Source organism: Cyanobium sp. Lug-B (assembly GCF_024345635.1).
GTDB lineage: Bacteria > Cyanobacteriota > Cyanobacteriia > PCC-6307 > Cyanobiaceae > Cyanobium > Cyanobium minutissimum.
The window spans coordinates 1-12,023 of sequence record NZ_JAGQBM010000079.1 but is presented as its reverse complement, the minus strand read 5'-3'; the positions used below and the strand labels follow the sequence as shown (position 1 = coordinate 12,023).

The window sequence follows — 12,023 nt, the reverse complement described above, 5'->3', positions numbered from 1 at the left end:
CGGCCTGGAGGGCGGCCTGGCGCTGCTGCAGCTCCAGCAGGCCCGGCCGGGCCTCCTCCAGGCTCCGGCCCAGCTCGGCTTCACGGCGGCGGCTGGCCAGCAGGCTCTCCCCCAGCTCCAGCAGCCGCTGGCGCAGCGGCTCGGCCTCGTCGCCGTCGCCGCTGCGGCCGAAGCCCAGCTGGCCCGAGCGCTGCTGCAGGCTGCCGCCGGTCATGGCGCCGCTCTTCTCCAGCAGCTCTCCTTCCAGCGTCACGGCCCGGCAGCGGCCCAGTTCCCGGCGGGCGTCGGCGAGGGTGGCGAACACCAGCGTGTCGCCGAAGACGTAGCGGAACACGTCGGTGTAGACGGGCTCGTGGCGGATCAGATCCACCGCCCGCCCCACCAGCCCGCCGGCCCCGCCACCGCCGCCGGCGGTTCCCCGCTGCAGGGCCGCCCCCCCCGAGCCGCCGCCACTGCCCCCCCGGATGCGGTTGAGGGGCAGGAAGGTGAGGCGACCGGCGCGGCGGCTCTTGAGCAGCTCGATCGCCCGGGCGGCGATGCGGTCGTCCTCGACCACCACCTGGGCCAGGCGCCCCCCCGCCGCCACCTCCAGGGCCACCCGCAGCCGCTCCTCCACCTCGCCCAGCTGGGCGACCGAGCCGTGGATCCCCTCCAGCCCCGCCTCCAGCAGCAGGCGCAGGGCGCCGGTGCCGCGGCTCTCCTGCAGGGTCTCGCGGCGGCTGTCGAGGCGGGCGATCTCCCGCTCCAGGCTGGTCTGCTCCTGCTCCAGCCGCGCCCGGGTGCGCTGCTGCAGGGCCAGGGCCTCGGCCAGCTCCCGGGCCTGCCCCTGGCGTTCCTCCAGGGCGGCCCGCAGGGCCTGCTCCTGGCCGCCCAGGGCCTCCAGGGCGGCGGCGGCCTCCGCGTGGGCCGCGTCCTCCTGGAGTTCCTCGCCGCCGAGTTCCTCGAGCCGTTCGCCCGCCTGCCGCAGCCGTTCCTCCAGCTGCTGGCGTTCGGCCAGCAGGGGGGCGAGCCGTTCCTGCAGCTCCTGGCGCCGGCGGCTGCGTTCCTGCTGCTCCTCCAGCCAGCTGCCGGAACGTCCGGCCACCTCCCCGAGGCGGCGCCGGGAGAGCTCCACTGCGGCTTCGGCGTCCCGGCAGAGGGCCTCGGCGCGGTCGATGGCGCCGTCGTCGTCCCCCGCGCCAAGCTCCTGCTGCTGCCGGCGCAGTTCCCCCTGGTCCTGCTGCAGCTGCTGGCGGCGGCGCTGCAGCTCCTCGGCCTGCTGGCCGTGCTGCTCCGCCTGGCGGGCCAGCTCACGGCCGCTGCTCTCGAGGCCGGCCAGTTCGGCCTGCACCGCCAGCAGCTGGTCCTCGCCCAGGGTCTTCACCTCCGCCTGCAGCTGCTCGAGGGCGGCGGCGGCGGCGACCACCTCGGCCTCGCCGGCGGCGATCGCCTGCCGCTCCTCCTCCTGCTGGTGGTCGAGGCGCTCCAGGCGGCCCGCGAGGGCCAGGCCATGGGCGCGGGCCTCCTCCCAGGCCAGCACCTGCTCCTGCAGGCGCCCCTGGTGCAGGCGCTCCCGCAGCTCCTGGTAGGTGCGGGCCTTGGCGCAGTCGCGTTCGAGCTTCTGGCGGGCGGCCAGCAGTTCCTGCTCGACGATGCGGCAGCGCTCCTGCCGTTCGACCACTTCATCGAGCTTGGCCCGGCTCTGCTCGATGCGGGAGTCGAACAGGGCGACGCCGGCCAGCTCGTCGATGATGCCGCGCCGATCGCGGGCGCTCATCGAGACGATGCGGGTGACGTCGCCCTGCATGACGACGTTGCTGCCCTCCGGGTCGACCCGCAGGCGCCGCAGCTGGGTCTGCAGCTGTTGCAGGTTGCAGGGCACCCCATCGGCGCTGAAGCTGCTGCTGTAGGTGCCGCCGGGGGCCACCCGCAGCCGCCGGGTGACGCTCCATTGCCGCTGGCCCCGCCGCAGCCAGGGGCCCTGCTCGGGGACGTCCAGCCCCTCCTCAGCCGCATCCGGCTGCCAGTCGCCCAGGTCGAAGCGCACGGTGACGCTGGTTTCGGCGGCCTTCCCCTCCCGCAGCACGGCGCTGTTGATCAGATCAGGCAGCCGCTCGGCCCGCATGCCGCGGCTGGTGGCCAGGCCGAGGCAGAAGAGCACCGCATCGAGGATGTTGCTCTTGCCGGACCCGTTCGGCCCCGTCACCACCGTGAACCCCTCCTCCAGCGGGATGGTCATCGACCCGCCGAAGGACTTGAAGTGCGTGAGCTCGACTTGATTGATGTGAACCAATTGGCTCATGCATCAAGCTGCTGCACCCTAGCCGAGGTACTGACGAACTCAAGTCGCCCTCTCTACGGTGAAGCCACAACGGCATCACCACCTGATTCCCCATGGAAACGGACACCTCCCATCCCCCCGCGGAGCCGGCCCGGATGGCGGCTCCTGAGCCCGCTGGGTCCGGTGATTCCCAGCAGGTGCAGAACCAGTTCCGGGAACGCTTCGAGAGCCTGCTGCCCAGCATTCAGAAGGAGTGGCCCGAGGTGGCCCGCCATACCCTGGAGGCCACCCGGGGCAGCTTCGACCACGTGGTGGAGGTGATCAGCCGCCAGAGCGGGGTCACCAGTGCCGGCGTCAAGCAGCAACTGCTGGATCTGGTCAACGTCACCGGCGAGCAGGCGGGCCACGTGGTGGATGCGCTGCGGCCCCTGGAGGAGCAGCTCGAGCACCTGCTTGATGACCTCAACACCACCCTGCGGCCCCGGATCGAGAAGCCGGTGCGGGAGCGGCCCCTGATGGCCCTCGGCATCGCCGCCGGCGTGGGCGTGCTGGTGGGACTGCTGCTCTCCTCGGGTCGGCGTTCGGCATGACCGGTCCGAACTTCAGCCGGGTCACGGCCCTGATCACCTCGGTGATGGACCTGCACGTCCGCATCGCCCTGCAGGAGGCCGATAAGGAAAAGCGGCGCCTGGTGGGCGGCGGGGTGATGCTGGGCCTGGGCCTCACCCTGATGACCCTGGCGCTGGTGGCGGCGGAGCTGGTGCTGCTGCTCTGGATCCGCGAGGCCTTCCGACTCAGCTGGCTGCAGGCCGCGGTGGCCGTGGCCACCATCGACCTGGTGCTGGCCGGAATCAGCCTGCGCATCGGCGGCCAGATGCTCAAGGGCCCCTACCTGCCGGAGACCACCGCCGGGCTGATGCGCACCACCCGGGCGATCACCGGCAAGTTCTGAGGTCTGCCATGTTCAGAAGCCCATCTCCAGCCGCAGGCTGCGCAGGGTGCCCCGGTCGGAGCGGGCGGTGTCGGACACCTCCAGGGTCCAGGTGCCGCTGGGGTCCTTGCCCTTCAACGCCGCCAGGGCGGGGGCATTCACCGCGTCGTAGGTGACCTTGAGGTTGTCGGTGCCGCCGCCGGAGCGGTCGTGCAGCACCACCGGGGTGGCCCCCAGGGCCGCCGGCGGCAGCAGCCGCACCACCAGATCGCCGATGTAGGTGTGGTCGAGATCCACCGCCACCCGGATCGACTGCAGCGGGCCCGGGGCGGCCACCGGCACGGTGAGGGTGGCGGTCTGGAAGTCGTTGATGGGCACGTCCTGCACCGCCTGGAACACCAGGGCCGCCGCCGGCTGGGGCGGGCGGGCCAGCTCCACCGCCCGGCGGGCACTCACCCGCCCGTAGCCGTAGAAGGGGCTGCGGCCGCTGGCGTCGTAGTTGCCGCCCGTGGGGTCGATGCGGACGCAGGCCTGGCGCAGGATGTCCCGCACCTGGTCCCAGCGCAGGGCCGGATTGCGGGCCAGCACCAGGGCCGCCACCCCGGCCACGCCGGGGCAGGCGCTGGAGGTGCCGCCGAAGGAATTGGTGTAGTGGCCCGCCTGGTCGCCCTTCTGGGGGCTGCCCTGGTTGTAGCCCGCCACCCCGGAGCGGTCGGTGGTCCAGATGCCGGGCGTCAGGGCGGGGCGGCCGTCGCTGCTGGGGAAGCTGCACCACACGGCCCGGCCGAAGTCGCTGTAGGCGCTCCGTCTGGACTGGTCGTTGCAGGCCGCCACGGCGATCACCCTGCCGTAGCTGGCATAGCCGTCGTTGTCGACGCTCTCGTTGCCGTTGCCGGCCGCGAACAGGACCACGCAGCCCTTGCCGCCGCGGCCCTGGGCGGTGGCGAAGTCGATCGCCAGCCGGGTGGAATCCGGCAGGGGCACCACCTGGCGGTGGGCCGGGTCGTTGGGGTCCCACCAGGCCCCGTCCGGCGGGCCCCAGCTGCAGGAGATCACATCGGCGCCGTTGCGGGCCGCCCAGACGAAGGCGTCGGCCTCCGCCTGGGAGCCCAGGCCGGAGGCCAGCCGGATCGGGATCAGCCGGGCGCCGGGGGCGACGCCTGTGGCGCCGAACTGGCCGTTGGCGCAGGCCACACCGGCACAGGCCGTGCCGTGGTCGTCGCCGCGGCCGGGGCGGGGGTCGCCGCTCTGGCGGGTCACATCCCGCGGGGCGACGATCTTGCCGGAGGAGCGGAATTCCTCGTGGTCCAGGTCGAAGCCGTCGTCCACCACCGCGATGATCGTCCCGGTGCCGTCGCTGAGGGCCCAGGCCGCCTCCACCTCGGCGTGGGCATCGACGAGCCGGCCGTTGACGGCGGTGGCTTTGAGATGCCACTCGGGCGGGAAGGCCTGGCGGCGCTGGCGGCTGGGACTCACCAGTTCCGGGTGGCACAGGGCGACGCTCTCCTCCGCCAGCAGGGTCTCGGCGATGTCGAACACCGCCAGCCCGCTGTTGCCTGGAGCCGCCACGAAGTAGGCGTTGCGGGCATAGCTGAGGCCACGCTTGATGGTGAGGCCCAGGCGCTGCAGCAGGCCCTCGCAGGCCTCGGTCTCCGCGTCGTCGTCGAACTTGACGAACAGATTCTCCGTATAGACCACGGGCCTGCCGTTGGCATCGACCAGAACGCGGCCGGCGAAGTCGATGCCGGGCTCCGCCTTGAGCAGGCTGCGGGCGGCATCGCGCAGGGCCCCATCGGCCTGGGGGAGCTTCGTGCCCAGCAGTTCGACCCCCGCCTCACGGAAGCGCGTGACGCTCTCGAACTGGGCGAGCAGACGATGGGCCTCGGCGCTGACCGGTGAGGCTTCAAAGGGTCGCTCCGGCATCACCGCCTGGCGATCGAGGGTGCGCACCACGAGGTGATTGTCGCTGACATCGAGGCCGTAGGGGGCCGCATCTTTGCCGCCATAGCGAACCTGAACCATCGCGCTGCCATCGCTGCGGCGATCACTCTCCGCGCATCAGCTGGCGAATTCAAGCCGCCGGAACAGGACGTGATCTGCCGTCACAGGCCGGTGGAATCTTCACCCTTCTTCAGAGCTGGGACCCGCTGGCGCTAATGGGCGCCTGGCTAGCGTCCGTTGGTCGCGGTGTGGGAGTCAGGCCATCACCAGCATGGGCCCCGCGACATCCTTCGACGCCTTCCCCCGGCGGATCCTCGTCGGCTCGCCAGAGGCCGTAGTCTTCGAGCAGAAACCGGGCTGGTACGCCCTGCACGGGGAGCCCCTGCCCAGGGCCGAGGGGCTGCTGACGTTTGAGCCCGAAGCCATCGCCGTGCTGCCCGGAGCCCCCGCCGGCCCCCTGGCCGCGGGCCAGTCGCTCAGCCCTGTGTATGCCCAGCCCGGCACAGGGGCCCTGGCCGTGCCCACCGGCCAGCTGTTCATTCGCTTCCGGCCCGGGGAGTCGGCGCAGGCCCACCGCGCCGCCCTGGAGCAGGCGGGCTGCCGCATCGTCGCGGTGCCCGACCATGCCCCCGAGGCCGCCTGGCTGCGGGCCCGCCATGGCGATCTGGCCGAGGCCCTGGGGTGCGTGGCGCGGCTGCGGCAGCTGGAGGGCGTCGCGAGCGTCGAGCCCCAGCTGCTGATGGCGCGGGGCCAGCGGTAGCCCCACGCCCACGCCAGGCCCGCCCGGGCGTCAGAGGCTCACCCCCATCGCCGCCAGGGCCGCCTCCTCCACCCACACCGACACCGAGCCCCCCGGGCAATGCCATTCCGCCCAGCCGTCGCCGTTGGTGGTGATCGGCGTCCGGATGTGGCCGGTCAGGTCGCGGAAGGTGGTGTGGCGCTTGCCCACCTCCATCCACTTGTGGCCGGCCGCCCCGTCGCTCATCAGCACCGCCAGGGCCCCGGGGTGGCCGGGGGTGCCCAGGCGCGTCCAGCCGATGGTGTTGACGTGGTCGAGGTAGTCGTACTGGGGGCCATAGGCGCAGTGGCCGCGGGCCAGCAGGAAACGGTCGATCAGGAAGCGGTGGCTGGGCAGCACGATCCAGTACTCCTGGCCGCCTTTCCTGTCGGTGTACTCGGCGCCGTAGTAGTCGGCATGGAAGATGCAGGGATAGCCCTGGTCGCGCAGCAGGATCACGGCGTAGGCGAGGGGTTTGAACCAGGCCTCCACCACCGATTCCAGGGCCTGCAGCGGCTGGGTGTCGTGGTTGTCCACCAGGGTCACCGCCAGCAGCGGCAGTTGCTGCATCAGGGTGCCGTCGAGCAGCCGGCGCATGTCGTAATTGCCCCCGCTGCGGCTGGCCTGGTGGAAGTTCATGTGCAGCGGCGCATCGAACAGGCTCATGTGGCCGCCGGTGTTGGCCGCATACCAGTGGAGGCTCTCGATGTTGTAGGTCCAGTACTCGCCCACCACGAACAGATCACGCTGGGCGTGGGTCTCCAGGTCGCTGATCCAGTCCAGGAAGAAATCGCTGGCGATGTGCTTGATCGCGTCGAGCCGGAAGCCATCCGCCCCCACGTGGTCGAGGCTCCAGCGGCCCCAGTGCTTCAGCTCACCGCGCACCTCCGGATGGTTCACGTTGAGGTCGCTGCCCATCAGGTAGTCGTAGTTGCCCTTCTCCAGATCGACGTTGCCCTCGAAGCCGGCCCCCTGGGTGCGCCACACGGCCCGGAAACCCGGATCGAGCGTGTTGTGATCCACCGCGTCGAAGTGGTACCAGTGCCACTGCATCGACGAATAGCGATCGCCGCGACCGTCGAAGCGGAAGCGGGTCCAGGCGCTGATCGTGCGTTCCTCCCCCAGGGGCCGGTTGCGGTCGGCGGGGTCGCAGGGCGTGGCCCGGTACTGCTCCTGCTCGTCGGCGTTCATCTTGTGGTTGAACACCACATCGGCATACACCTGCATCCCGGCGGCGTGGCAGGCCTCGATCGCCTCCAGATACTCCTGCTTGGTGCCGTACTTGGTGCGCACCGTGCCCTTCTGGTCGAATTCGCCCAGGTCGAACAGGTCGTAGGTGCCGTAGCCCACATCCCACACGCTTCCCCCCTTGCCCGCCGGCGGCAGCCACAGGGCGGTGATGCCCGCCCTGGCCAGGGCCGGCGCCTCCTGGCGCAGCCGCCGCCAGTGGCCGCCGTCGCCGTCGCTGTACCAGTGGAACCACTGCATCAGCGTGCCGTTGAACTCCGTCGGCGCCGCCAGCTTGCGGGCGCAGATCTCCGGTTCGTGGCAGGCCAGCCACTCCCGCATGAGGGCCATCGTGGCCTGGCCGGTGTCGAGGGCCGGATCCCTCTCCACGGCCAGCACGTCCTGCTTGAGCGCTTCAAAAAGTGAGGCCATGGGGGCTGGCGGCGGCGGAGGCAGGACCCACCGCTAGCAGTGCTGGAGGGGAGCTGCTGTGGCGCCCCTCAGCGGATGTCGTAGCGGAGCCAGCGGCAGTCGATGCCGCCGTTGCTCACGGGCACCCGCCGGCTGGCCTTCATGCGCAGGGCCCCCGTGAGCGCGGGGTTGCCGCTCAGCAGCCACAGGGTCCAGCCGCTGCAGCGCTCCTTCACCATCCGCCCCAGGTCGCCATAGACCGCCTCCAGGTCGTCGTCACCGCCGAGCCGCTCGCCATAGGGCGGGTTGCACACCAGCACCCCGGGCGTTCCGGGGGGATGGAAATCGCGAAAGTCCCCCTCCTGCAGGTCGACCCAGTCGGCCACCCCGGCCGCCGCCGCGTTGCTGCGGGCCATGGCCAGCACCGCCGGATCCCGCTCCATGCCCACGACGGCCGCCAGGGGCGCCCCTTCGGGGAGGCTGGTGCGGGCCAGGTCCTGGGCGGCCTGCCGCTCCCGCTGCCAGAGGGCGGCATCGAAATCGGGCCAGCGCTCCAGGCTGAAGCTGCGCTCCAGGCCGGGGGCACGGCCGAGGGCCCCGCAGGCGGCCTCGATCAGCAGGGTGCCGGAGCCGCAGAAGGGATCGGCCAGGGGCACGCTCCCGTCCCAGCCGGTGTGGGCGATCAGGCCGGCGGCCAGGTTCTCCTTGAGGGGGGCCAGGCCCATGGCGGCCCGGTAGCCGCGCCGGTGCAGGCTGGCGCCGCCGCCATCGAGGCTCAGCACCGCCTCGGGGCCGCTGCCGCCGGGCCGGCCGGGGCTGAGGTGCAGGTGCAGCACCAGGTCGGGATCGTCCAGGTCCACCGAGGAGCGCGATCCCCACACCTGGCGCTGGCGGTCGACCAGGGCGTTCTTGACCTGCAGGGCGCTGTAGTGGCTGTGGGTGAGACCCGGCACGCTGCCGCTGGCCTCCACCCGGAAGCTCAGCTGGGGCGGCAGCCAGCGCTCCCAGTCGGCGGCGTGCTGCACGCCGTCGTAGAGCTCCTCGCGGCCGCGGCAGGGGAAGCGCGCCAGCTGGCGCAGGAAGCGGAATGGCAGCCGGGCCTGCAGGTGCAGGCGGTAGAAGGTGGCCGCATCGGCCCGCAGGCCCACGGCGCGCCGCAGGGGGCGCACCTCATGGGCGCCCAGGGCCGTCAGTTCCGCCGCCGCCGGCTCCTCCAGCCCCGGGGGCACCACGGCAATGACGTCGAAGCGGGAGGGGCTGGCCATCGCCCCATGCTGCTGGCTGGCGGTCCCCCTGTACGGGGATGCCCACCGCCTGTGGCCGCGGCTGCGCCGGCAGGGAGGTGGCAGGATGGGAAGGCTCGTCTTCGGACGAACTAGGTGGTCCACACCAGTGTCTCGGACAGCGGTTCGATTCCGCTCAGCTCCATTCCCCCGACCCACCGCCCCGCCGGCGGTGCGTCGTCCCGGGGCTGCAATGGTTTCGACGGGGCATGAGGAGGGTGACTGAAGCCTGCTCGGTCAGAGCGAACCCGTAACAGCGAACAACATCGTTCGTTTCTCCCGTCAAGCCGCCCCTGTGGCTGCCTGACACTCTTAACGGAGACGGGGTGAGGTCAGCCTTGTCACCCAAATGACCCATGGGGCCTGGAAGGGCCCTTCCCATCATCCGAAGGATCCTCCCGGCGGCTCGGTCCTGGCGCGCTCCACGATCAGGCGGGGGAAGGGCAGGCTGATGCCCAGCTCCCGGAACCGTTCGATGGCCGCCGCCATCACGGCGCTGCAGATCATCCGGTTGGCGAAGGGGCTGTGGATCCAGAACTTCAGCACGTAATCGCCGCCGCGGTCCCCCACCCCCTGGACGTAGGCCTTCGGGGGCGGATGGCTCTCCACGCCGGGCACCCCGGCGGCGATCACCTCCAGCAGGGCCAGGATCGTGGTGGCGGGCTGGCCGGCATCCACGCAGATGGCGATCTGGGTGAGGAAGCGGGTGCGGCCGACGCTGAATTCCACCGTGCTGGAGTTGAAGAAGGTCTGGTTGGGAATCACCAGCTCGGCGTTGTCACGGTCGCGCCAGAGCCGCGTGGCCCGCAGGCCGAGACGGCGCACCTCGCAGAAGTCGCCATCGAGGGCGATGATGTCGCCCGGCCGCAGGGAGCCTTCGAACAGCAGCCACAGGCCGCTGACGAAGTTGCCGAACACCTCCTTGACGCCGAAGCCGAGGCCCACCGACAGCCCCCCGGCGATGGCCAGCAGGGCGGTGCTGTTGAAGCCGATCGTTTCCAGCAGGGCCACGGTTCCGAGGCTGATCACCGCATAGCGCACCATCAGGCCGATGGCGCGCGCACTGACCCGCTCCAGGGCAAAGCACCGCTTCAGCAGCCAGGCCACCCCCAGCGACGGCGGCCCTGAGGCGACCAGCAGCAGGTAGAGCACCACCACCAGCCGCGTCACGTCGCCCACATTCACGTTCGCGCCCATCCAGCGGCCCAGGGGGATCAGGGCCAGTTCGGCGCGGGTGTCCAGCTCTTCGATCAGCGCCCACAGCAGTCCGCCGAACAGGAACGGCCGGATCAGCAGATGGCGCAGCGGCTGGATCTGATCCTCGGGAAGCCAGCGCTCGGCCCGACGCAGCACCAGCTCCGACACCTGCAGGCCGGCCACGACGGCGATCAGCAGGATGGCCAGGGCCGTTGGCTGGCGCGCGATGGCCAGCAGCCCCCAGCCGAGGGCGGCCAGCGCGGCGGTGGCGCCGAGTTCGAAGGCCCCTGGCCGGCCGGTCGGCCCGAAACGGTGACCCGCCAGGCGACCCCCGGCCACGGCCAGGGCCACCAGGGCGAGCTGGAGCAGGACCTGGGGCCGGCCCAGCATCGGCAGCCAGCCGACCATCTGGCCGAGCAGGTCGTTCATGGCCGGGGATCCAGGGCCTGGACTACGGCCCCGGTGGCTTCCGTCGCCGTGATCTCGCCGAAGGCCACCGCCGTCACGAGGCGACTGAGGGCACGGTCGCGCGGATCGCCGGCGGGCAGCAGCCGGGAGATGGCGTCACTGGCGTCGGCCTGCCGCACCGACCGCTGCATCGCCTTGAGCACCGGGGTGTGCAGCGCCGAGGGTGGGACGAAGCGATTGGTGGGCAGCATGTCCTGGTTGTCGCTGGTCAGGGTGCTCTGAATCCAGGGGTTCAGCGCAAACACGGCCAGGGCCTCCGCCACGTTCCGCTGCCGGGCCGTGGAGTCCCTGCCGAAGGCCAGCACCCGCAGCCGCGTGATCGGTGTGGGCGGCCCATAGGGTCCGGCGGGCAGGTCGCTCACACCGAGCGCGTTCCCCAGGCTGCCGCGCAGCCGGCTGAGGCTGCCGCTGTTGCAGGGGATCCAGTCCAGGCGCCGCTCCAGCAGACCCTGCACCAGCGCCTCCTGGTCGGGCTCGATGAAGACCTTCTGGTTGAAGTTGGCGGCCGAGAGCCAGGCCAGCCACCGCTGCAGCCCCTCCCGTTCACCGGCCGCCAGGGGGCGCCCGGCGGCGGCCGCGATGATCGCCCGATCCGCCCCCAGGGGACCCGTGCTCCAGAAGAGGCTGCGCGATTCCACCGCCAGCCCCACCCGCACCCCCCCGCGGGCCTCTCTGAGCAGGGCGTCGGTGCTGGCGGGGCTGGAGGCCAGCCGGGTGCGGTTGAAGCAGGCGAGCTGCGGTCGCCTCAGAATCGGCAGCCCCGCCAGACCCCGGGGCGGGATCGCCAGCCGCTGCAGGGAATCGGTGTCCACCTGGCGGCGTGCGGCCTGGGGCAGCTCCAGGCCCCGCGCCAGATCGGCCTCCACCAAGGCGTGGGCGGTGGAGCCCGCCACCAGCATCAGATCGGGGCCGAGACCGGCGGCCTGCCGGCGACGCACCTCCTCGAGGAAGGCGCTCTCCCGCAGGAGGTTGGTCTCGATCGCCACGCGGGGGTGCAGCTGGCGGAAAGCCGCCACGATTGCCTGGGCCTGCAGGACCTCCTCCTGAAGGATCGCCTTGGTCAACGGCTGGTCGCCTTCGACGCTGATGGCGAGATAGGCCGTTCCCCTCAGCTCCTCCGGAGCGGGGCCGCAGCCCGAAAGCAGGCTGAGCGGCAGCACCAGCCACAGGAGCCGGCGGGCGCCGTTCATGGCCGGCCGGGCTGCGTTCATGGCCTGCAGGGGCCGTGGCCCGGGGGACGCCGGCGCCGATCAGCTGTGCCGGTCATGGACCCGGGGCCCAAAGGATGACTCTAGGAGCCGCCCTCCAACCCACCCGTGCAGGTACGGGTGTGGGGCGTCGACCTTGCTAGGACGAGGGTCTCCTGTGCATGGCCGGCGATGAAACGCTTCCAGCTCCCCATCCTTCCGGCCCTTGCAGCGGTGGCCATCGGCCTGGCCCTCCCCGGCATCAGCCTGGCCCGGCCCAACCCCGGCGGGCTCGGCGGGCCGGCCTCCGGCGCGGGGGTGGCCCCCGGCGCCGGCTTCG

9 protein-coding genes are annotated in these 12,023 nt (G+C 71.9%); 3 read left to right on the top strand and 6 right to left on the bottom strand.

The features are described from left to right. Positions 1-2,272, bottom strand: a 2,272-nt coding sequence (locus KBY81_RS14855; RefSeq protein ID WP_254976912.1) for an ATP-binding protein, incomplete at its 3' end; no start/stop codon positions are given. Between the two features lie 101 nt (positions 2,273-2,373). On the opposite strand from KBY81_RS14855, the gene KBY81_RS14850 reads away from it, so the two are divergent. Together KBY81_RS14850 and KBY81_RS14845 are read left to right on the top strand one after the other, a co-directional pair. Next, positions 2,374-2,850 (top strand): glycine zipper domain-containing protein, encoded by a 477-nt coding sequence (locus tag KBY81_RS14850; RefSeq protein WP_396103801.1) that lies wholly within the window; start codon positions 2,374-2,376, stop codon positions 2,848-2,850. Beyond that, a complete protein-coding gene (locus KBY81_RS14845; RefSeq protein ID WP_254976910.1) occupies positions 2,847-3,212 on the top strand; it encodes a phage holin family protein in 366 nt (121 codons plus the stop codon). Before KBY81_RS14850 ends, KBY81_RS14845 begins: the two co-directional genes overlap by 4 nt. A gap of 12 nt (positions 3,213-3,224) precedes the next feature. Here the strand turns inward: KBY81_RS14845 and KBY81_RS14840 are convergent, their stop codons facing one another. Then, the gene (locus KBY81_RS14840; RefSeq protein WP_254976909.1) at positions 3,225-5,213 is read right to left on the bottom strand and encodes a S8 family serine peptidase; all 1,989 of its coding nucleotides are present in this window, start codon (positions 5,211-5,213) and stop codon (positions 3,225-3,227) included. A gap of 190 nt (positions 5,214-5,403) precedes the next feature. Between KBY81_RS14840 and KBY81_RS14835 the strand changes: the two genes are divergently transcribed. Beyond that, positions 5,404-5,892, top strand: coding sequence for a hypothetical protein (locus KBY81_RS14835; protein ID WP_254973821.1), 489 nt, complete (start codon positions 5,404-5,406; stop codon positions 5,890-5,892). 30 nt (positions 5,893-5,922) lie between these two features. On the opposite strand, the gene KBY81_RS14830 is transcribed toward KBY81_RS14835, so the two are convergent. From KBY81_RS14830 to KBY81_RS14810, 4 genes are all read right to left on the bottom strand, one after another. Beyond that, positions 5,923-7,569 (bottom strand): alpha-amylase, encoded by a 1,647-nt coding sequence (locus KBY81_RS14830; RefSeq protein WP_254976908.1) that lies wholly within the window; start codon positions 7,567-7,569, stop codon positions 5,923-5,925. A gap of 68 nt (positions 7,570-7,637) precedes the next feature. Next, on the bottom strand, positions 7,638-8,813 hold the full coding sequence (locus KBY81_RS14825; protein WP_106222747.1) for a class I SAM-dependent RNA methyltransferase: 1,176 nt from the start codon (positions 8,811-8,813) through the stop codon (positions 7,638-7,640). Between the two features lie 399 nt (positions 8,814-9,212). Further along, positions 9,213-10,457: a mechanosensitive ion channel family protein gene (locus KBY81_RS14815; protein WP_254976907.1), complete on the bottom strand. Its 1,245-nt coding sequence runs from the start codon at positions 10,455-10,457 to the stop codon at positions 9,213-9,215. Continuing rightward, a complete protein-coding gene (locus KBY81_RS14810) occupies positions 10,454-11,707 on the bottom strand; it encodes a hypothetical protein (RefSeq protein ID WP_254973828.1) in 1,254 nt (417 codons plus the stop codon). The genes KBY81_RS14815 and KBY81_RS14810 overlap by 4 nt, the downstream gene beginning before the upstream one ends. Positions 11,708-12,023: the final 316 nt, after the last annotated feature.